This window comes from Paenibacillus sp. FSL W7-1332, assembly GCF_037969785.1.
GTDB lineage: Bacteria > Bacillota > Bacilli > Paenibacillales > Paenibacillaceae > Paenibacillus_AQ.
The window spans coordinates 7,064,655-7,087,640 of the sequence record NZ_CP150209.1; the positions used below are offsets into that span (position 1 = coordinate 7,064,655).

General features: G+C 51.8%; 17 protein-coding genes. 7 read left to right on the plus strand and 10 right to left on the minus strand.

Annotated features, from left to right (window positions below):
- Positions 1-8 precede the first annotated feature (8 nt).
- Both MKX98_RS32125 and MKX98_RS32130 read left to right on the plus strand, forming a co-directional pair.
- Positions 9-1,562, plus strand: a complete 1,554-nt coding sequence (locus MKX98_RS32125) for an FAD-dependent oxidoreductase (RefSeq protein WP_194539996.1) — start codon at positions 9-11, stop codon at positions 1,560-1,562.
- A gap of 173 nt (positions 1,563-1,735) precedes the next feature.
- Complete coding sequence (locus MKX98_RS32130; RefSeq protein ID WP_071218804.1) at positions 1,736-1,924, plus strand: hypothetical protein; 189 nt, start codon at positions 1,736-1,738, stop codon at positions 1,922-1,924.
- Positions 1,925-2,050: 126 nt separating this feature from the next.
- Here the strand turns inward: MKX98_RS32130 and MKX98_RS32135 are convergent, their stop codons facing one another.
- From MKX98_RS32135 to MKX98_RS32180, 10 genes are all read right to left on the minus strand, one after another.
- Positions 2,051-2,503, minus strand: a complete 453-nt coding sequence (locus tag MKX98_RS32135) for a hypothetical protein (protein WP_194539997.1) — start codon at positions 2,501-2,503, stop codon at positions 2,051-2,053.
- 184 nt (positions 2,504-2,687) lie between these two features.
- Positions 2,688-4,559, minus strand: a complete 1,872-nt coding sequence (locus MKX98_RS32140) for an ABC transporter ATP-binding protein (RefSeq protein WP_339220423.1) — start codon at positions 4,557-4,559, stop codon at positions 2,688-2,690.
- Complete coding sequence (locus tag MKX98_RS32145) at positions 4,556-6,283, minus strand: ABC transporter ATP-binding protein (RefSeq protein ID WP_220687256.1); 1,728 nt, start codon at positions 6,281-6,283, stop codon at positions 4,556-4,558. Before MKX98_RS32145 ends, MKX98_RS32140 begins: the two co-directional genes overlap by 4 nt.
- Positions 6,284-6,294: 11 nt before the next feature.
- Positions 6,295-6,855: a MarR family transcriptional regulator gene (locus tag MKX98_RS32150; protein ID WP_071218800.1), complete on the minus strand. Its 561-nt coding sequence runs from the start codon at positions 6,853-6,855 to the stop codon at positions 6,295-6,297.
- A gap of 122 nt (positions 6,856-6,977) precedes the next feature.
- Positions 6,978-8,090, minus strand: coding sequence for a ribosome small subunit-dependent GTPase A (rsgA, locus tag MKX98_RS32155; protein WP_339220425.1), 1,113 nt, complete (start codon positions 8,088-8,090; stop codon positions 6,978-6,980).
- 398 nt (positions 8,091-8,488) lie between these two features.
- Positions 8,489-10,777 (minus strand): ATP-dependent DNA helicase, encoded by a 2,289-nt coding sequence (locus MKX98_RS32160; RefSeq protein WP_339220427.1) that lies wholly within the window; start codon positions 10,775-10,777, stop codon positions 8,489-8,491.
- Between the two features lie 147 nt (positions 10,778-10,924).
- On the minus strand, positions 10,925-11,719 hold the full coding sequence (gene pdaA / locus MKX98_RS32165; RefSeq protein WP_194540002.1) for a delta-lactam-biosynthetic de-N-acetylase: 795 nt from the start codon (positions 11,717-11,719) through the stop codon (positions 10,925-10,927).
- A gap of 146 nt (positions 11,720-11,865) precedes the next feature.
- Positions 11,866-12,909, minus strand: coding sequence for an oxidoreductase (locus MKX98_RS32170; protein ID WP_339220430.1), 1,044 nt, complete (start codon positions 12,907-12,909; stop codon positions 11,866-11,868).
- Between the two features lie 196 nt (positions 12,910-13,105).
- A complete protein-coding gene (locus MKX98_RS32175) occupies positions 13,106-14,695 on the minus strand; it encodes a catalase (protein WP_339224634.1) in 1,590 nt (529 codons plus the stop codon).
- Positions 14,696-14,835: 140 nt separating this feature from the next.
- A complete protein-coding gene (locus tag MKX98_RS32180; protein WP_071218794.1) occupies positions 14,836-15,726 on the minus strand; it encodes a LysR family transcriptional regulator in 891 nt (296 codons plus the stop codon).
- 126 nt (positions 15,727-15,852) lie between these two features.
- On the opposite strand from MKX98_RS32180, the gene MKX98_RS32185 reads away from it, so the two are divergent.
- From MKX98_RS32185 to MKX98_RS32205, 5 genes are all read left to right on the plus strand, one after another.
- Positions 15,853-16,224: a CidA/LrgA family holin-like protein gene (locus MKX98_RS32185; RefSeq protein WP_339220431.1), complete on the plus strand. Its 372-nt coding sequence runs from the start codon at positions 15,853-15,855 to the stop codon at positions 16,222-16,224.
- Positions 16,221-16,910: a CidB/LrgB family autolysis modulator gene (locus MKX98_RS32190; protein ID WP_071218792.1), complete on the plus strand. Its 690-nt coding sequence runs from the start codon at positions 16,221-16,223 to the stop codon at positions 16,908-16,910. Before MKX98_RS32185 ends, MKX98_RS32190 begins: the two co-directional genes overlap by 4 nt.
- A gap of 269 nt (positions 16,911-17,179) precedes the next feature.
- On the plus strand, positions 17,180-19,039 hold the full coding sequence (locus MKX98_RS32195) for an LTA synthase family protein (protein WP_339220433.1): 1,860 nt from the start codon (positions 17,180-17,182) through the stop codon (positions 19,037-19,039).
- An 814-nt stretch (positions 19,040-19,853) separates the two neighbouring features.
- Complete coding sequence (locus MKX98_RS32200; RefSeq protein ID WP_194540006.1) at positions 19,854-21,206, plus strand: hemolysin family protein; 1,353 nt, start codon at positions 19,854-19,856, stop codon at positions 21,204-21,206.
- 151 nt (positions 21,207-21,357) lie between these two features.
- Positions 21,358-22,947 carry a PTS sugar transporter gene (locus tag MKX98_RS32205; protein WP_220687252.1) on the plus strand — a complete coding sequence of 530 codons (1,590 nt, stop codon included), beginning with the start codon at positions 21,358-21,360 and terminating at the stop codon, positions 22,945-22,947.
- Positions 22,948-22,986 lie beyond the last annotated feature (39 nt).

Below are 22,986 nucleotides of genomic sequence, written 5' to 3' on the forward strand. Positions count from 1 at the left end.
AATCGTGAATGAACCCATCCAATTCATCGTACCAAGGACTGCCGCAATACCCGGTGTCGCTGTGGAGAGCCACTACCGAACTGCCCGACTTCCCACGCTTGGCCGAGGATATCGAAGCGGATGTGGCCATCGTCGGAGCCGGCATAACCGGAATCACCACAGCCTATCTGCTGGCGAAGGCAGGTAAAGATGTGGTCGTCGTCGATGCAGGCCGCATACTGAACGGAACAACAGGTTTTACAACCGCGAAGGTAACGGCACAGCATGGGCTGATTTATCATGAATTTATGAACCATTTTGGAGAGGAGAAGACAAGGCTCTACTACGAAGGAAATCGCGAAGCGATCGAATTCATTAGGGATATTATTGGCGGAGACGAAGGGAAATTCGGGCTGAAGCTGGAGGATGCCTATATCTACGCTCAACAGGAGGACAAGTATCTCACAAAGCTCGAGGATGAAATCAAAGCTTATGAGAAGCTCGGCATTCCGGGAGAATGGCAGGACAGTCTTCCTCTGCCTATGCCGATTCGGGGAGCCATTAAGATGCCCGGGCAGTATCGGTTCCATCCTCTGAAGTATTTGAAACATCTGACGGAACAATTTCTGAAACTCGGAGGGCGGATCTATGAGAACACGACCATGGATGAAAAGGCCGAAACCGATGGACCTATTACGCTGCTGACCAAACGTGGCGGACATCGGATCACGTGCAATCACGCCGTGTCGGCATCTCATTTTCCGTTCGTTGACGAGAAGGGATTGTTCTTTACGCGGCTGCATGTGGAGCGCTCGTACGCCATTGCTGTCAAACCCGAAACCGCCTATCCGGGAGGGATGTATCTAAGCGTGGATCAGCCAACCCGTTCCTTGCGGTCAGCTTCTTATGACGGTGAGGAGCTGGTTATCGTCGGAGGCGAGAATCACCCGACGGGCCGCAGCATCTGTACCCATCAGCATTACGAAAATCTGGAGCTTTTTGCAGGAAAGCTGCTGGGCGCTTCTTCCATTCCATATCGCTGGTCGACTCAGGACCTGATCACACTGGACAATATGCCTTATATCGGGCCGATCACGTCCAGTCAAGACCGGATCTTTGTTGCGACTGGCTTCCGGAAATGGGGAATGACGACAGGCACGCTAGCCGCGAAGATCATTAGCGATCAAATTCTGGAGAAAGAGAACCGTTACTCCGAGGTATACAGCCCGTCCCGCTTCAAAGCGGATCCGAGCATCAAAACATTCGTCGTTCAAAATGCCTTGGTTGCGAAGGATTTTGTGTCCGGCAAGGTGGAAATGTCCCACGCCGATATAACCGAGCTAAAAGCCGGCGAAGGCGCAGTCGTCCGCCATAACGGTCAGCGCGCCGGGGCTTACAAGGATGATCAGGGGAATCTCCATCTCGTGGATACGACCTGTACCCATCTCGGCTGCGAGGTGGAATGGAACGAGGGCGAACGCTCATGGGATTGCCCATGTCACGGATCACGCTATCGCTATAACGGCGAGGTGCTTGAAGGGCCGGCCATTGAGCCGTTGAAGCAGCTGGACCCGGAGAGCTGAACGGACGCCGCGATCCCTCTAGTGACGCCTTGTCTAAAAGAAGTGAAGCCCATGCGAGCTTCACTTCTTTTTTTATAACATGGGACTACATACCGGTTATGACCTAAATCCAACCAAAAATAACATATTTCTGGTATAATGAGCTTACACATCGTTTACGGGAGGGACAGCCCATGGTTCTAGGCCCTGAGTATTTGGATCGAATTAAAGAGGACGTCTCGGAGAAAAAAGCGCAGGAGAAGCTGCGCGGTATCCGGCAGCAAAGCCTGCTTAGTGATTTTTTAATGACCCTTGCCGCTGCAGGTGCCTTCATTGTGGTGGCTGCCATCTTTGGTTTTATCTTGTATAACATACGATATTAGAGACCCTTCAACGGTGCCTCCAAGGTAGTAAATCACTGAAGCTTATAGTTTCTTACCATTCCAAAAAGGCACCCTGACGGGTGCCTGTGTTATGTTATGACCTGGACCTGGATTACCTATGCAGGCCTAAGCGATTTCTGGTGCCGGTTCCTCGCGGTATGCCTCAAGCGAACGGTCCACGATGATCCGTATGAATTCCGGATCCATATCCTGAAGCCATGGCATGGCGTTATTCCAAGCATTTTCCTCGATTTGAAGCGCGATCTGCTTCTGCTCCCATTCATCCCCCGTTCGATCCATCCTGTCGCAGAGTTCTGTCAGCGTCAGGTCCATCGAATGGCCCAGCTCATGTGCAAATACCACCGCAAAATAGGCAGAAAACAGCTCAAGTGTGCCAAACAGCTGCAGACACTGCTGGCGTATGACTTCGGTATACATCGTCACGCTGTGCGAATTCATGACATATTTCCCGCCGATTAACCGGCCCCCTGGAAAATACGCCTCCATCTCCACGGTGACACTGCTGCCCGACCGACGTAGAAGCTCTTGCGTAATTCGGTTCAGTTCGGACTTATTCAATAATGATCATGGCTCCCTTTAAAGATATAAACATAAACATCATTATAAAAGAACCATATGAAAATGCAATAACAAATATGCCTGCCAGCTTGCTCTCAACCTACTGAAACCTATGATTAATAACCCCAAAAAAAGACCCACTCCGCACGCGGATGGGTCTCTTATTATTACATTCCTTGCCTCGCTATCCAGCTTCATGCTGGTCACTGAATTGACTGTTATACAGGTCCGCATAGAAGCCGCCTTGAGACAGCAGCTCCTCATGGGTTCCCTGCTCGATAATGCTGCCCTTGTTCATGACCAGAATCAGGTCCGCATCCCGGATCGTGGACAGTCGATGCGCGATGACAAAGCTGGTGCGGTCCTTCATCAGCTCATTCATCGCTTTCTGGATATAGAGCTCCGTTCGGGTATCCACGCTGCTGGTTGCCTCGTCGAGGATCAGAATCGATGGATTAGCCAGAATGGCACGCGCAATCGTAAGAAGCTGCTTCTGCCCCTGCGATATGTTAGAGGCCTCCTCGTTCAGAACGGTATCGTAGCCGTCCGGCAGCGTCCGGATGAAATGATCCGCGTGAGCCGCTTCCGCCGCTCGGATGATCTCTTGTTCCGTGGCGCCTTCGCGTCCATATCCGATATTATCCCGGATGGTCCCGTTAAAGAGCCATGTATCCTGCAGCACCATTCCAAACAGGCTGCGGAGTTCGCCGCGCCGAAGAGCGGTAATATCCGTGCCGTCTATCGTAATCGTGCCCTTATTCAGCTCATAGAACCGCATCAGCAGATTAATGAGCGTGGTTTTCCCGGCACCGGTCGGTCCGACGATGGCGACCGTCTGCCCGTGCTTCACGTCCACATTCATATCCTCGATCAGAAGCTGGTCTGCTTTATAGCCGAAACTCACGTTCTCGAAAGACACATCGCCAAGCGGCTTCTTGAGCGCTGCCGGAGCTGTATGCTCTGATACTTCTTCTTCCTCATCCAGCACTTCAAATACGCGCTCTGCCGATGCGACGGTGGATTGAATGACGTTCGCGATATTGGCAAGCTGGGTAATCGGCTGCGTGAATTGGCGTGAATATTGGATGAATGCCTGAATATCCCCGATCTCAATCGCTCTGCGGGTAACGAGCACGCCGCCGACGACACTGACGATCACATAACCGATATTTCCGACAAAACCCATCAGCGGCATAATGGTACCCGATATAAACTGGGCTCTCCACCCGGCATCATAGAGCTTGTCGTTGACCTCATCAAATTGCTCCATGGATTGTCGTTCCCGACCAAAGGCCTTCACGACCTTATGACCCGTGTACATTTCTTCCACATGTCCGTTCAACTCACCCAAATGCTTCTGCTGAGCCACAAAATGCTTCTGCGAACGCTTGGCAACCACAATGGTGACCACCACGCTAAGCGGCAAGGTCAGAATAACCACCAACGTCAGCAATGGACTGATCGTGAGCATCATGACGATGACGCCGACCAGCGTGACAACGGAGGTAATCATCTGCGTCAGGCTCTGCTGCAGCGTACTGCTGATATTGTCCATATCGTTGGTCACCCGGCTCAGCGTTTCCCCATGCGTCCGAGCGTCAAAATATTTCAGCGGCAAACGGCCGAGTTTGTTGTAAACATCCTTACGCAAATCATACACGGTCCGCTGGGCCACACCAGCCATAACATATTGCTGGATGTATGCAAATAGAGAGCTTAAGAGATATAAGCCTGCAAGCCAGAGCATGATCGTCCGAATAGCGTCAAAGTCGATCCCGGCCCCCGGCACGCCTTGCATCTTGGCCATGAAGCCCTTGAACAGGATCGTGGTCGCATCCCCCAATATTTTCGGGCTCACGATGCTGAATATCGTACTGAGAATAGCTGCAATCAAAACGATCAGCAGCTTGCCGGTATGCGGTTTAAGATATCGCGTTAACCGGCGAAACGTGCCTTTGAAATCCTTGGCTTTCTCCCCCGCCATTCCGGGCCCGTGCGGGCCGCCAAAGGGACCGCCAGGTCCCCGGGGATGTCCTCCCCGTTTCTTCTCACTCATGCGATCTCCTCCTCTGACAGCTGCGAGGTAACGATTTCGCGGTACACATCGCTGGAAGCCATGAGCTCCTCGTGCGTGCCGATGCCGGCAATGCGTCCCTCATCCAGCACGATAATCCGGTCAGCGTCCATGACGGTGCTTACCCGCTGAGCGACAATCAGAACGGTAGCTTCCGTCGTTTCCTCGCGGAGCGCTGCCCGAAGATTGGCATCCGTCTTGAAATCCAGCGCCGAGAAGCTGTCATCAAACACATAAATCTCGGGCCGTCGAACCAGCGCCCTTGCAATCGAGAGCCGCTGCTTCTGACCGCCGGATACGTTGCTGCCGCCTTGCGAAATCTCGGCATCGTATCCGCCCTCCATGGAAGAGATGAAATCGGCGGCCTGAGCAACCTTCGCTGCATGCCGGATCTCCTCGTCTGTTGCATCTTCTTTACCGTAGCGGATATTCTCCGCAATGGTACCGGTGAAGAGCAGCGCCTTCTGCGGCACGAATCCGATCCGGCCCCGCAGGTCCTCCTGCATCATGTCCCGGATATCCGTTCCATTGACGAGAATCCGGCCCGAGGAAACATCATAGAAGCGAGGGATCAAGCTGATCAGCGTCGATTTACCCGAGCCGGTTCCGCCGATGATCGCCGTGACTTCACCCGGCCCGGCATGGAAGGAAATATCCGAAATGGCGGGCTCCTCCGCACCCGGATAATAGAAGGTTACATCCTGAAATTCAATCGAGCCGTGCTCCACGCCGGCATCGCTCGGCTGTTTCGGATCATGGATCTCCGGCATCATGTTCAACACCTCATTGATCCGAACCGCCGATGCCTGTGCACGCGGAATCATGACAAACATAACGGATAACATGATGAGCGAGAACATGATCATCATCGCGTATTGGAGAAATGCCATAAGGTCGCCGACCTTCATATATTCGCCCTCTATGCGGTGGGCTCCGAACCAGACAATCGCCAGCGTGGCAAAGTTCATAACCAGCATCATGACAGGCATCATCGCCCCCATGATTTTATTGACTTTGATCGAGGTGGCCGTCAGGTCCTCGTTCGCGTCGTTAAAGCGGACGGTTTCATGGTCCATCCGGTTGAAGGAACGGATGACCCGGATTCCGGTCAGATTCTCCCGCAGCACGCGGCTCAGCGTATCAATCTTCACCTGGATCGCTTTGAAGAGCGGAATCCCTTTTTTCGCGATAAGAAAAATAGCCAGTGCCAGAATCGGCAGGACGATCAGAAGCACCGTCGTCAGTCCCGGGTCTCTCGACACGGCCATCACAATGCCCCCGATACACATCATCGGTGCTATCGCCATCATGCGAAGGATCATGATCGTGACCTGCTGTACCTGCGTAATATCGTTCGTTGTACGGGTAATCAAGGATGCCGTACCAATCTTGTCGAATTCCTGCAGCGTGAAATTTTCTACATGGGAAAAGACGCGTCCCCGAACAATCTTCCCGAATCCCGTAGCGGATTTGGATGCCAAATAACTCGCGGCAATAGAGCACAACATGCCCCCTGCTGCTACCAGAAGCATAAAGCCGCCCACACGCCAAATGTAAGGCACATCTCCCTCAACGATGCCATAATCCACAATGTCTGCCATCAAAGTCGGCAGGTACAGATCAGACAGACATTGGAAAAATGTGAACAGCAGGACAAAAATGACCGCGGTCCGGTACGGTTTCATGTAATGAAACAGTTTTAACAAATCCCCCACCCCTACTCGTTGTCTGATGTCGTTTCATTCGTTTTGCGTTTTTGCTCGTGAAAATGATACACCTTCGTTAACAGCTCCGTCAGTTTGACGCTGTCCTCTTCGCCTAGAAAATCCACCAGCTCGTTAAAATTGTTCTTGACGTTCTGATAGGTTTCCTGGACAACGCGGTGCCCTTCCTCGGTAAGCTGTACGCGAACCGCACGTCGATCCTGCACATCCATCACCCGCTCCACCAGACCCTTGCTCTCGAGAGCGTTAATAAATTGGGTGATCGTCGGTGACGTAACATTCATCATGCTGCTGATTTCGGACACTTTCATGCCAGGACCATCAGGCTCGATATGATGTTTGAGTCCCATCAGAACGCGGATCTCGCCGGGCGTATAGCCGGAAATCAAGTGCTGATCCCATTCCTGCTTGTGGAACATGCGAATGCTGTATAAGAGCCTGCCGGCGACGCTATCTTCTCGGCTGCCACCCTTCATGCACAGCCCTGCTCGCGATTCCTTTTCCTCTTTCCCGTTGTTCTCATGATGTAAATCTGGATGCTTATCCTCTGCCATGGTCCACCTCTTTTCTGCAACCGCTTCAATAAATAGATAGTCTGCCAATTTATTTGGTTACCTAACTATATACCCGAAAGAAGGCCGAAGTCAAATCGACTCCGGACCTCCCGTAACATCCATTATTCGTCATCGTACAGGAGCTGCTGGTACGTACCCTTGCGGTCTCTGTCGCTCTTCCGTGAGGTCTTGCCTGAACTCTTATTCTGACGGCGAGTGCTGACCCTCTCTTTACGGGCGATATGGGCGAGCTCCCGCTCCGTCTTCTTGTAATTCGCGTATCGTTTCGCATCCAGTGTTCCGTCCTGCAGTGCTTCCCGGACCGCACAGCCGGCCTCCGTCTCATGACGGCAATCATGGAACCGGCACTGCTGGGCGAGCGTGGCAATGTCCGCAAAGGTTGCCTCAAACCCTTCTTCCGAATCCCACAGCTGCAGCTCCCGCATGCCCGGCGTATCCACCATAATCGCGCCTCCCGGCAGCACAAAGAGCTCTCGATGCGTCGTCGTGTGCCGTCCCCTTGCGTCCTCCTCGCGTATCCCTTGAACCCGCTGCATTTCCTGACCGGACAGCCAGTTCAGCAGCGTCGATTTGCCGGCACCGGAGGTACCCGTAATGGCGATTGTTTTCCCTTGCACCAGATACTCCCCAAGCTGCTCCTTCCCTTGATCCATCAAGGAGCTCACCGCATGAACCGGCACGCCCGGTGCAACAGCCTCTACCTGCGCGACATAATCTTCCGGCGACTCACATAAATCCGCCTTGGTAAGGAGCACGACGGGTGCGGCTCCGCTCTCCCAGACCGCAATCAGATAGCGTTCAATCCGGCGGACATTAAAATCCTTGTTCAGCGCATTAATGATAAACACGGTATCCATGTTTGCGGCAATGATCTGCTCATCCGGGATGCTTCCCGCTTCCCTGCGCGTCACCGCGGACTTTCGGGGGAGCAGCTGATGAATGACGGCACGGGATTCTCCTTGCAGCGGCTCCACCATGACCCAATCGCCAACAGCGGGAAAATCGCTTTTGCTGGTCGCTTCGTATTCGTATTTGCCCGTGACTACCGCGGATTGCTCTCCATCTTGCGTAATAATGCGGTACTGCTTCGAGAATTGGGCTGTGATGCGTGCAGGTACCAGCGCTTTATCCTGCTGCGGGATCTGCCCGGCCATCAAACTCCAATGTTCATTCCATCCATAGGCTTGCAGCATGGTCATGTCTTGTTTAGTCAAATTCGTTATATCCCCTTATCGTTATTGGATTGGTTGTTATCAAACACAAAAAAACCGCAGATTTGTATCCGCGGCTAATCTGAATATATACAAGAAGAAGGCATCAAACCCCGTACGGCCAAGCCGATAAAGATCATACCAAGCCCTTGCATAGACACAAAAAACCCGCAGGATACCAAGCACGGTCTCCTGCGGGCTCTTTCCGTATGGAGTTAAAGACAAGTATAGCTACATGCCTTATACCCCTATACCATTAGAATTTCCCGTCCAAAGAGACCAACGTCAATGCTACCCATCCACTATGCATCATAACCATTTGACATCAGCCTCCTTCAGCTTAATTAATATATCCGTATTATAGGTGCCCAATTTCCAGTTGTCAACATCTCATGAAAAAATTAGATGCGCCTGTAATGCCTCCACTCCTCGGGCAGCAGCATCCCGTACTGTCGATTCAGAAAGCGGTCATCGACGAGCGTCAGCGTCCCGCTGTCCTGCTCCGATCGGATCAAGCGCCCTCCGGCCTGCAGCACTTTGTTCATGCCGGGGTACACGTAGGCGTAATCGTATCCCCGCTTGCCGGTACGATCAAAATAATCCTTGATGATATCATTCTCGAAAGATAGCTGCGGCAGTCCTACCCCGATGACCACGACGCTCGAGAGCCGTTCTCCCTTCAAATCGATGCCTTCGGAGAAAATTCCGCCCATCACGGCAAAGCCGATCAGCGGATCTTCCGCATCCGCCTGGAAGGCGTTCAGGAATGCCTCCCGCTCCTCCTCGCTCATCCCATGCCCCTGGAGCAAGGTACGGGCTCCCGGATTCATTCTGGCAAACGCCTCATGAATGTCCTGCATGTAGGGATAAGACGGCAGGAAGATCAAGGTGTTTACCGGCTTTTCCTGAACCAGCGCACTCAGCATCCGGACGATGGCCTCTCTGTTGCGCTCCCGATCCTTGAATCTCGTCGATAACGGCATAATCCGAACATCCAATTGCTCGGAGGAGAAGGGAGAGGGAATCGAGAGGCTGTAGTCCTCTTCCTCTGCTCCCAGCATGTCGCGGTAATATCCGAGCGGCATGAGTGTTGCCGAGAAAAATACGCTGGAGCGGTAGTTTTTTCCCGCCTGCTGAAGCAAATAAGAGGGGTCCAGGCAAAACAGCTTGAGAAACACCTCGCTCTGACTCATCTCCGCATACGTGACAAATCGGTCGTCATACAGCTTGGAGATGCGCAGATACCCCTGCACCGCAAAATAGCACTCCAGGAGCGCATCGGCCTCATCCCCGCTCTTGCCGGTCATCAGTTCTGCCTCCGCCTGGAGCGAGAAATCCTCAAGCAGCTCAACCATCATCTCCGGCTGCTGGGACCCGACAATCCGCTCTTCCTCCTCACTGACCTTACGCAGCACTTTAAAGCGGTTATTCACCCGCTTCGCCGCGTTGTAAAGCGCGGGATTGCTCTCTTTGTAAGCCCGTTGCAGTTCCAGAAAAGCCGATTTATTCAGCTCGGCCGAGAACATTCCCCGCGCACGGTCTACCAGATTATGCGCCTCGTCAATGAGCAGCACGCTGCGTTTCTTCACGTCCTCCGGCATCCGTTTAAAGGATACGCGCGGATCAAACACATAGTTGTAATCGCAGATGACGGCATCGGCTGCATACGCGGCATCCAGTGAGAACTCAAACGGGCACACCGTATGCTTCCGGGCGTACTCTTCAATAACGGGTCTCGTGATCAATGTTTCATTCGAGAGCAGGTCCAGTATGGCGCCGTTAATCCGGTCGTAGTAACCCTCCGAGAAGGCGCAGCCCATCTGACTGCAGCCTTCCGCTTCACGGAAACAAATCTTGTCCTTCGCCGTCAGCGTGACCGTGTGCATGCAGAGTCCTTGACGCTCCATACGCGCCATAGCTTCCTCCGCGGTGGTTCGGGTGATCGTCTTGGCCGTCAGATAAAAAATCCGCGACAACAGGCCCTCGCCGATCGCTTTAACCGAAGGAAACAGCGTGGATATGGTTTTTCCTATGCCCGTCGGCGCTTTGGCAAACAATCTTCGTCCTTCCCCGATGCTTTTATAAACGGCCCCGGCGAGCTTTCGCTGTCCCTCGCGGTAAGCGGGGAACGGAAACTTCAATTCGCGGATGCTCAGGTCCCTCCGCTCGCCATGCTCCCGCAGCAGGTTGGCATAAGGCGCATAAGCCGCCACGACCTCCAAGACAAAGGATTCCAGCTGATCCAAGCTCCATTCCTGTACAAACTGCTTCCGCTCTCCGCTCGGGACCTGGAAGTAGGTTAATCTCACCGCCATCTTCGGAATCTCATGCTGCTTGGCGTACATATAGGCGTACATTTGGGCCTGTGCCCAATGAATCGGGTACGTGTGCTCCGTAATCACGCCCAAATCGCCGGAAGTCGACTTGATCTCGTCAATCATGATCCGCTCTTCCTCATGAATCAGACCGTCGCAGCGACCTTCCACGACAAACAGAAGATCCTCGTAAGGAATCTCGACTTCAAGCTGAACTTCCTTCTGATCATTCTCACCATAGTCGCGCTGCACCTGTTGATGCGCCCGGGTTCCCTCGGTCAGGGATGTCGCCGTGCGAAAACCCGAGGTAATGCTGCCGCTGCGAAAGACGTATTCCACCAGCGGCCTGACGGATATTTGGATAGTATGAGGCATGATGGTCTCCTTCGTTCATGTTCTATGAAGGGTATTATACCAAACATTCGTTCCTGAAAGCGAAGCATCCGAATTCATTCGAAACAAAAAAACGTGCAGAAGGCATCCTGACAGGATGGCGTTCTGCACGCTGTATGCAACATATGCTTACGGGGCTTTCTTCTGCATCTGATCCAAACTCTTGAACTCGTACCCCCGATTCCTGGCTTCGTCAATGATCCGCCCAAGCGCCTCGGTGTTGTCCTTGGAGATCGAGTGCAGCAGGATCACGGCGCCCGGGTGGAGCTGCGCGGTTACCTTATCATAAGCATACTGCGCACCGCGCTGGGACTTCACGTCCCAATCCATATACGCGAGCGACCAGAAGACATTGGTGTAACCCAGCTGCTTGCTGGTCGCCAGCGACCGCTCATCGAAAATACCCCGCGGCGTACGCAAATATTTCATATCCGGCTGACCTGTTATGCGAATAACCTCCTTCTTCACCCGTTCCAACTCCTCGGTCAGCTTCTCTGCCGAGATCGTGGTCACATCCGGATGATTCCAGGAATGGTTGCCGATAATATGGCCTTCCGCCGTCATCCGCTTCAGCAGATCTTCCTGCGTCTTCACGTAGTGTCCGGTCACGAAAAAGGTGGCAGGCACCTTCTTCTCTTTGAGCGTATCCAGGATACGGGAAGTATATCCGTTCTCATATCCGTTATCAAACGTAAGATAGAGCTCCTTCTGCTCAGCATCGCCCATGAAGATCGCATCGTATTTTTTCAGGAGCTCCTTAAAACCCTCCTCGTTGATGGAGGGCAGCTGGCCATTGACGCTTTTTTTGAACCCAAAATGAAACGGACCGCTTCCGCCCGCCAAAGCCGCTCCGGCGATGGACAGCATCACCGCCAAGCTCATAAGAAGCATAAGGGCCGGACGAAGGATACCACGTTGCTTCATATCCGTTCTCTCTCCTTCATTGGTGTGATATGGATCGACTCCCCTGATGAAATACCTACCAAGGGTAGCATCACCTAATATCCCACAAATCGGAGCAAACTATGTGTTAGCCAACCAGGACTACAATACCGTGATCCAGCGGCATCTCACGTGATCTTGATCATTCGGCCCTTCTGATGACTCTGCAATGCATACTCGATCATGCGGATAACATTGCGGGCTTCTTCAGGCTGGACGGGTAACGGGCCATCCTTCTGAATCGCTTCGGCCAGTCCCTGATAAAAGGCCTGGTAGCGGCCGGGCAGCGTCTCAATCTCGCCCTGAACCGCAAGCCCGCTCAGCTCGGTAGCAAGCTCCCCGTACTGGTCCGGCTGGTCTTCGCCCCAGCCCGCATCCCCCGGGTGCATCCCCTGCTTCAGCTGTCCTTCCTGTGGGTCTGTTCCGTACTTCAGGAAGCTTCCCTTATCCCCATGCAGCTCGAATTTCGGGCCGGCTTGCCGGACCAGCGAACCGGAATGCAGAATAACGCGAAACGTTTTATAACCCAGCACCAGATGAAAATAATCATGGGTTTTGGACCCTTTGCGCTCCTTTCTCAAATCCGCCCACAGCGTCTCTGGCAGACCGAACAGGAACAGCGCCTGATCAAGCAGATGCGAACCTAAATCGTACAGAATGCCGGACCCGGGATTTCCCTGTTCCCTCCATCGCTCCGATTGCACCTCCGGACGGTAGCGGCTGAACTGTGCCTGATAAATGGAAAGCTTGCCGAGCGCCCCCGTCTCCAGCAGATTGCGGACGGTCAGAAAGTCATTGTCCCAGCGGCGGTTGTGATATACCGTCAGCAGGACTCCCTTCTGCTTGGCAAGATCAATCAGCTGATCCGCTTCGGCGGATGTTACGGTAAACGGCTTCTCGACGACCACGTGCTTACCAGCCTCGATGGCTAACCGGGTATATTCGTAATGCGTTGCATTCGGACTCGTAATGATGACAACATCAATATCCGGATTAGACAAAAGCTCATCCACGCTATCGACAACTGCCGTATCAGGCAAATCCTTATGAACCTTGTCCGGATCTGATGACACAACCGTGTGGACTTCGTAATCCGGCACGCTTCTCAGGATAGGTGCATGAAACACCGACCCGGACAGGCCGTAGCCGATGATTCCCGCTTGTATTGCCATAAAGCAAGCCTCCTCTTCCCATGGTTCTATGTTGATTCGATATGTATCGTTTTGATTCCTTGCAACATCTTAACATTCCGCAAATATTTTACAACCTCAAATGGTAAAGCCGCCTGCACATTAATCACTGTGCAGGCGGCTTTCTTTATTGCCATAGCAAATCATAACCTGGAGACCGCTCTCGGCCTAGCGAATTTTAGTAAGGATCCGCCTCATGGCCCATGCGGTTTGCATCCTCTACCGCCTGCTCCCGTACGTTCTCGTTCGAGCCCTTTCTGGCCTGCTCGAGTCCTTCCCGCACGCGGCGTCCATAATCCTCATCCGCATTCGTGAAATATTCCACCATCTTGTCTTGAATCCGAATATCGCATTGGATAAGCGCACCCACCAGGTTGCTAATCAATTCGTTTCGTTCCCAATCCTCAAAGGCTCTGTACGTATCCCCGGCCTGCTTGAAGTCCAGCGTGCGATCCAGCTTCTGCCGGACGAGGTTGGCATTATAATGGGGCTGATGAGGCTTCGCTGTCTGCGCGGCTTCCACCAGACCGTCGGTCATGGACGGCTCGTAATCCACATGCGGGCTTTGCCCTGGTGCCTTATCCACGTAATAAGACATCTGCCCGCCGCGCTGATTGGTAGCGACCCGCTTCTTCGGCGCATTGATCGGCAGCTGCAGATAGTTGGTGCCCACCCGATGCCGCTGGGTATCCGAGTAAGAAAATGTGCGACCTTGGAGCATCTTGTCGTCCGAGAAATCGAGACCATCCACCAGCACGCCCGTGCCGAAGGCCGCTTGCTCCACTTCGTTATAGTAGTTCTCCGGATTGCGGTTCAGCACCATTTTGCCTACCTTCAGGAACGGGAATTGATCTTCCGGCCACAGCTTGGTTGCATCAAGCGGATCGAATTCCAGCTCCGGATGCTCATCATCGCTCATAATCTGAACGCATAGCTCCCATTCCGGATAATCCCCGCGTTCAATGGCCTCATATAGATCCTGTGTCGCATGGCTGTCATTCATGGCCTGGATCTTGTTTGCTTCTTCCTGCGTAAGGTTCTTAATGCCTTGCTTAAGCGGCTCCCAGTGATATTTGATCAGCACACTGTTGCCCTCTGCATTGACCCATTTGTATGTATTCACACCAGAGCCCTGCATTTGGCGGTAGTTAGCCGGAATGCCCCATGGGGAGAAGACAAATGTGATCATATGCGTCGCTTCCGGGGAACGGGATACAAAGTCGAACATGCCGACTGGACCCGGAACGTTGGATACTGGATCCGGTTTGAACGCATGGACCATATCCGGAAATTTGAGCGGATCACGGATAAAAAATATTTTCAGGTTGTTGCCGACCAGATCCCAGTTGCCTTCTTCGGTGTAAAATTTCACGGCAAACCCGCGCGGATCCCGAAGCGTTTCCGGTGAGCCGGCACCGTGGATAACGGTGGAGAACCGGACAAACACCGGTGTGCGCTTGCCTTCAACCTGAAACAGCTTGGCCCGGGTATATTTCGAAACAGGCTCATCGCCCACTTTCCCGTAAGCTTCAAAGTAACCGTGAGCTCCAGCACCCCTTGCATGCACAACGCGCTCCGGAATACGTTCACGGTCAAAATGCGTGATTTTCTCCAGATAATGATAATTCTCCAGGGTCATCGGACCCCGATTCCCTACCGTTCTCACATTCTGATTATCCGAAATAGGATGTCCCTGGCGGTTCGTCAGCGTATCCTCCCGCTCCGTCTCGCCCCGATTCTCGGTGTATCCTGCCCGTTCTTGGTTTATTCCGTTATTAGCATCATGATCTTGGCCACTCACGAATGTCATTCCTCCTTGGATATAGGCTTGTAAAATGGGTTCTCTTACTATGGATATTATGTCCAAGGAGTGAAAATGTATGAAATGTCCTTTAATTTAAAACAAACTTAATCATGCTCACCCAACAGTGCGCGTGTAAAGCTGATCCATTCCCTGACGGCAAAGGACAGGTACCGGTCCTTCCTCCAGATCATCCCGAGCTGCCAGGGGATCGAGGGATTATCCAGCGGCAGTATCGTCACGCGCGAAGAGTCGATTTCCTTACAGATCGTCTCTGGCAGCAGTGCGATGCCCAGATTCGCGGCCACCATGCCGCTGATGAGATCCCACTGCGAGCTTTCATAGACCACCCTTGGCTCGAAGCCCGCGCTGACGCATTCGCGGATAATCCGGTCATGCAGCGTAAAGTCCTCTCGAAACAATACAAACGCCTCATCAGCAAGCTCATTCAGGTGCACATGATCTCTGTCTGCGAGCCGGTGAGAAGGATGGACGAGCAAATTCAGCTTCTCTTTGACAAAGGAATAATAATGGAATACATCCTCATTGACCGGCAGCACCGCAACGCCGATATCCGTCTGACCGCTTTCCACATCCGCTTCGACCTTCTTCGCCCCATCTTCAATCAGCTGAATGGTAATCTTCGGATATTCCCGGTGGAACTGCCCGATCACTTCCGGGAAAAAGCTTGAACCTACCATAGGCGGAAGCCCAATACGGAGATGTCCGCGCTTCAGGTTCATAAGATCCTCCAGCTCGGCCGATACCCGCTGAAAGGAATCCACCATTTGCTGCGCCTGCTGATACATGATATGACCCGCGTCCGTCAGCTCAATCCGCTTGCCCTGCCGATAAAACAAGGTTACGCCCCACTCGTCCTCCATGTTGCGAATCGTTTTGCTGATCGTTGGCTGCGTAATATACAGCTTCTCGGCAGCCTTGGTGAAGCTTTGGTTCCTCGCTACCTCAAGAAAATACTCCAGGTGCCGTATATCCATCCGATACTCCCTCCGGTTTCCTCTATGTATAGATAAATGGAATGCATATCATTCGATATATGCATTTTACCTATGAAAATTATCGTTGTAAAATTTCATTACCAATGAAAATAAAGGAGGCCGGTCATGATCAATATGCTGAAAGGAACGCTCCAAGTGGCCGGTTTCATGCTTCTTTCCTTAGGGATGGATCAACTGGCCGCTTGGCTGAATATAGGAATTCCGGGCAGCATTCTCGGAATCGTTGTAGTATTCATACTTCTCGAAATCAAAGTCCTCCGCCTAGAGTGGATCGAACTTGGCGCTAATTGGCTGCTCGCCGAATTGCTGCTGTTCTTTATTCCTGCTGCAGTTGGCATCATGAAATATTTCCCGATGCTGGAGGCCGAAGGGCTCCAGATTCTAGCCGTGGTTTTGTTTAGCACCGTCATTGTGATGGTCAGCTCAGGACTAACCGCCGGCTTCATCTCATCCAGAAAGGAGCGAAAAACACCATGAACATCCTGTTGACGGTAATTCTCGGCTTATTGTTAACGATCGGGATTTATGGGGGGGCCAAAAAACTGTATCGCCGCCTGCCAAAGGTCTATTTGTCACCGCTCCTCATTACTCCTGTACTAATTGTTGTGATATTGACACAAACAGGCGTATCCTATGAATCATACAATGAAGGGGCGCAGTGGATCAGCAAGCTGCTTGGACCGGCTACAATCGCTTTTGCCGTGCCTTTGTACAAAAACTTCCAAACCCTTAAAAAGCATGCGGCCGAGATTATGCTCAGCGTGCTGACCGGATCGGTACTTGCGATGATATCCTCCGCATTTCTCGCAAAATGGATGCACCTGAACAGCTCGCTCGCCACCAGTCTCGTGCCGCGCTCCATAACAACGCCGATTGCCATGAACGTCTCGGAGGTCATTGGAGGGGTGCCGAACATGACCGCCGTTTTTGTCATTATGACCGGGATTCTAGGCTCCATGATCGGACCGGCCGTCATGCGGATCTTCCGGATTCGGGGCGATATCGCAAGAGGTGTGCTGTTTGGAACCAGCGCCCATGGAACCGGCACCTCCAAGGCATTCGAATTCAGCTCCCTTTCGGGGACGATCTCCAGCATTTCGATGATCGTTGCCGCTCTCTTCACCCTCGGAACCGCACCACTGATTATGTCCTTTCTTTATTAATATTGCTGAGACCCTGACAAAACCGGCGATGGCCGGTTTTTTGGGCTGTCTATTTCATGTTGTTATAAGAAGCTTGGGGACTTACTTTAACTCTTTGACAACCTCCTCCGAAGAGGTCATAATAAGTTCTGTTCATTAGTTTTGTAAAATAAATGGTATACGGAATGTATATCAACAGTAAGAATAACGTCTATCGATTCTTAAATAACGAATGGCCGCTGGAGTTCTAGAATTAGGTATACCGCGGCATTGAAAGGAAGGCGATACAGGTGTTTTCCACCTCGCGGTTTCGGTTAACGATTACGAAGCCTTTTATATTTTTCTCTGTCATTATGCTGCTCAAAAGCTACCTGGCCTGGATGGTCATTTTTGATGATGTCATGCCATGGAAGCCGCTCATTACGGAAATTCCTTTTATTTGGCTTGCATTCAGCTTAATCGAATGGTTCGCTTCCAAGCGAAAGCTCGCCGCCTATATGAGTGTTAACTTATTGCTGACCGCCATATTCTTCGCAGCCATTATGTATTATAAATATTACGGTGTCATTGTTACGTATCACGCGCTGGAGCAGGTCAATCAGGTAACCGCGGTAAGCAATAGCGTATTCTCCTTGATGGACCCTTACTATCTGCTGATCTTCACGGATATCATCGGTATGTTTTTTCTATTATGGCGAAGTGACCGCGTCAAAAAATGGAAGATTCGGCATGCCAAGAAGGAAAAGCGCAAGATTATCCCTATTGTTTTCGTTGTCTCTTTAATGCTGTGCCTGTTCCAGATTATGCCGAACCGCGCAAGCATGAACGAAATCGTGAAGGCGCAGGAGATGGGCATTCTTAACTATGAGGCCTATACGATTTTCCAGCAGGAAAACAAAGAGCTTGTGGATGCCAAGACCATCACGCAGGCTAAAGTCAACGGATTGAAGGGCCTCAAGGCGGCTGATCAGGAAGCCCTGCTCTCAGGTGTCGCCAAAGGGAAGAACCTGATCATTATCCAGATGGAGTCCTTCCAGGAGTTCCTGGTCGACCTCAAGATTGACGGCAAGGAAATTACCCCTAACATCAACAAGCTGGCCCGCGAGAGCCAATACTTCCCGAACTTCTACCAGAATGTCGGCCAAGGTAATACCTCGGATGCCGAGTTTGTGGTGAATACATCCTTCTACATTCCACCGCGGGGAGCGGCAACGCAGCATTATGCCGACAGAGTTCTGCCAAGCCTGCCGAGATTGCTGCAAGGGGAAGGTTATGATACCGCCACTTTCCACACCAATGTGGTGGAATTCTGGAATCGTGGAGAGCTGTACAAGGCGCTCGGTTTCAACCGTTATTACGATAAAGCATTCTTCGGCGATGAAGATAAGCTGTTCTTCGGTGCCTCGGATGATGCCCTGTATTCCAAAACCGCAGCCGAGCTGAAGAAGATGAACGAATCCGATAAACCGTTCTATAGCCATGTCATTTCCATGTCGGCTCACCATCCGTTCACGATTCCTGAAGATAAATATCGGATGACGCTGCCGGAGCGTTATGAAGGCACCTTCGTCGGCGACTACATCCGTTCGCAGAATTACGCCGATGATGCGCTTGGTAAATTCATTGAGCAGCTGAAGAAAGACGGCGTGTGGGATAACAGCCTGATTGTTCTCTACGGAGACCACCTCGGACTGCCGATTTATTCCTTGGACAACAAGGATAAAGAGCTGATGCACGAAATTTATGGCCGTGATTATAACTCCGGCGATATGATCAATATCCCGCTTATGATCCATGGAAAAGGCCTTCAGCCGGAAGTCAAGGAGCAAGTCGGCGGGCAGATCGACCTCTTGCCAACGGTCGCTAACCTGCTCGGCGTATCGATGGACAATCAGCTTCATTTCGGCCAGGATCTGTTAAACAACACCGATAATAACTTGCTGCCGGAACGGTATTACCTTCCTTCCGGTACCTTTATTAACAATACGACCCTGTACATCCCGGGAATCGGCTTTGAGGATGGAACCAAGCATCCGCTTCCGAACGCGGACGAGAAGAGGACCCAGGCGACCAAGGAAGAATTCGAACGCGCGCTGCAGCTGCTCCATCTGTCGGACAGCTATATCAAACAGCTGCCATACCATAAATAGCCCGTTGCTTAATAGGACAACTCTTTCGATAAATCGAATGGGTTGTCCTTTTTTGTGTTTGGCAGAGAATCGCCGGCATCCCTTGATGCATAAGGTTTTTTAACCCGAGGGCGACGGTTATTTGACATAGTGGCTTACTTTTTCTTATGATTAATAAAATAGCCCCACAAAGTGGAGCCTATGCTTCGATGCTTATTCCAAATACTTTGCGGGGACCCCAAAACTATAAATGCGATTAAAGAGTTGCTTACGCTTCGCTGAAAACTATAAATTTTATAATCTTAGCAATATACCTTGTTTTGAAACCCGCATTCGTGGTGAAATTACGTACAACAACTTAAATGACTCATACTCATACGCTGACAATTAAGCCATATATTTTTTATGAACAAATCGATTATGAATTGTAGGAGTGACGATCCGACTTGGACCCCATACGAAGGATAAACAGAATTATATGTTCAACACTTGGCCTTCTTCTGATTGCTTCCTTTACGCATGTCCCCCTGGTGGACATTTCCGATTCCGCTGCTGCTACGCAGGGAATGGAAGCGTCTGAAGGGACTCTTCCATCGCCAACGCCGGTGCCCAAGAGCCCGGAACCCGTTCGGTTGATGCTGGAGTCAAAATTCCATGTGTCTCTGCTTTCCTTGCATAACGTTACATGCCGCACGGATACCGATATGTTTCTGCTCCTAAAGCACATGAAACTAGACCCTTTAAAATTCCGGTCGAATTATGTTGACAGCCATGCATAGTAAGTGATGGTTAATAAAAAACTAATTCGGATCAGATAAAAAAGGATGTGTTTTGTTTGGATGACAGTATAGGCTTAAATTTATTCTTAGTCGCTGTGCTTATCGCAGCTACCGCTTTTTTCGTTATGACGGAATTTGCTATCATAAGACTTCGCCCCAGCCGGGTAGACCAATTGGTAATGGAAGGGCGCAAAGGCGCGCTTGCCGTCAAAAAGGTAACTTCGAATCTGGATGGATATCTGTCCGCGTGTCAGCTGGGAATTACCATCACGGCGCTCGGTCTTGGTTGGCTCGGGGAACCGACCATCGAGAAAATTCTTCACCCGGTGTTTGATAGCTTTGCAATTCCTGCGGCCATCGGATCGCTAATCTCGTTTTTGCTTGCATTTATTATCATGACTTATATTCACGTCGTTATCGGTGAACTTGCGCCAAAGACGATTGCTATTAATAAAGCGGAAGCCGTGTCGTTCCTCTGTGCGACACCTATTATCTGGTTTAACCGGATCATGTACCCGTTCATCTGGTTGCTGAACGGATCCGCCAACAAAATCGTTCGTCTGTTCGGCATGCATCCCGCCAGTGAGCACGAGGAAGCTCACTCGGAAGAAGAACTCCGCATGATTCTGAGCGACAGTTATGAGAGCGGAAAGATCAACCAAGCTGAATACGGTTATGTAAGCCGAATTTTCGCTTTTGATGATATGCTTGCCAAAGAAATTATGGTACCCCGTACCGATATGATCTGCCTGTATGTCGATAAGCCGCTTGCCACTAATCTGCAGATCATCAAGCGCGAGCAGTACACCCGTTTTCCGGTTGTACGCGGTGACAAGGACCAGATCGTCGGCATGGTGAACACCAAGCAGTTCTTTCTGGAGTTTGATGACAATTCCAACATCGACTTGACCAAGCTGATTCATCCGGCCATGACGGTATCCGAAGCGATACCGATCAAGAAATTGCTTCGGAAAATGCAGCAGGAAGGCACGCATATGGCCATCCTGATCGATGAATACGGCGGCACCTCGGGGATGATCACGATCGAGGATATTCTCGAGGAGATCGTCGGCGAAATCCGCGACGAATTCGACGAGGATGAAGAACGCGAGTTGACCCAGCCTGAGCCGAACCGCATTATTGCCGACGGCAAGGTATCCATTAACCGGATCAACGATCTGCTTCACATCGACCTGAGCACCGATGACCTGGATACGATCGGCGGCTGGCTGTACGGACATAACTCCGAGCTTGCCAAAGGCGATACATGGACTTACGGTGAACTGACGTTTACCATCATCGAGAAGAAGACCCACCGCTACACGAAGCTGCAAATTGTTAAAGAAACAGCCGAAACAGCAGCGGAAGAAGCAGCTGCCGTCGCAGCTGCAAGCGAAAACAACGAATAGATAACAGATAGCCAAGCCGCCATGCAGCCCTTACAGGGTTATGCATGGCGGCTTTTCGTATACCGGAATGGCATTTTAACACTTTAACAAGTTATAACTCTGCTGTAATATAGAAATAATCGAATTTTATACATATGGGGGGCAGCAAGTCATGAATCGTCAAATCGCTATCATTGGGAGCAGCGGGGGCAATCTGTACAATCTCGGCGGCAAAGACCCGCGCAAGCTGCTGGATGAGATATTGATGCAGCTGGAGAGCGCAGGCCTGTCCTGCGGGGCGCTGCAGTTTATTGCTGCCCAGGTCTCCATGGATGCAGCCAAGGATACAACCCCTGCCGCGCTTTACAGCTGGAGCATTTCTCAAGGGGAGCCCATCGTTATTGCCGAGGGCACTCTTAAGCAGGTCAATCAGGCGGCTGAACGGCTGGACCGGGAGATTGCCGAGCAGATTGAACTCGGCGAGATTGACGGCATCATCGTTATGAGTGCCGACCCTGAGGGCAGCAACCGGCACGCCATTGAGGCTGCTGCCAAGTTCCGATTGCCAGTGACCGGTACTGGCGGAACTTCCATGGCCATCATCCAAACCAAAGGCGCTCATGTTATCGCCGCTTCGGGTACCACCGGAACCACCAACCGAACCCGCGCGGTCACCTTTGTTACTTCCCTCAGCAAGCATTGGCGACTAACGTATCGGCCGGTCATCGGAAATGCAGCCGCGAACCTTCACGGAGCGTCCGGAAGCTCGTCGCCATGGCGGCGCATCAATATTCGGGGCATTATGATGGCATCCCTCCCCGGGTTTATCGGCATGGCCCTGATTCTCGCAGTCAGCAAAATCCCGGGGTTATCCTCGCTGACCGAAGTGTTTGATCTATTGATTAAGGCGCTGCCGGTCATCGTTGCTGTGATCGCTGCCAAACAGGTATCCGAACTGGACGAGGTATCCATCGTGGCAGGCATCGTGGCAGGTGTCCTCTCCGTCGAGGGGGGCATTATCGGAGGCATCATTGGCGGAATTGGCGCAGGTATCATCGTCCATTACATATTCCGTCAGTGCGTGGAGTGGCGTTTCCCCGCAACCACGGTCAACATTGTTGCAGGCGGGATATCGGGACTGATTGCCGGTCTGCTGGTTTACTTCCTCATTGCACCGATTGCGCTGAGTGCAGGGCAAGGCATCCGCTTCCTGATCGAAACGCTTGTCTCCTGGAGCCCGGCTATAGCCGGATTGATTGCAGGCCTGCTGATCTGGCCCGCGATCATTGGCGGCGTTTATCATGCGGCCATCCTGCCAATTGTACTGCTGGAGATGGAGACAACAAGCAACAGCTTTCTCGGCGCGGTGGATATGGTCGGTCTGGTGATGGTGTCCGCAGGAATCACGCTGGCCAACATTATCGCCCCGCGGGATAAGGGAGAAGCGGCCGTAGCGGCTCCCGGGTTTGCTATCAATATGGGTTTTGGCACCTTCGTTGAAGCCGCCTATCCCTTCATGTTTTCGAACAAACTCGTGTTTGCTGGAGCGATTGCTTCCGCAGGTCTTGGCGGCATGCTCGTCGGTTTATTCGGCGTTCGGGGAACCGCCTATGTGCCTTCCTTTATCGGTCCCATCACATCGAATAACACCATTGGCTTCCTGATCTCCATGGCAGCCAGCATGCTCTGCTCGTTCCTGATTACGTTCTTCGTAAACAAACTGTCCGGTTATCGGGATGCGAAAAACACCGTGAGCATGTAGGATATGGTCAGCTCCAATAAGCAGGATTTTAACTAACCA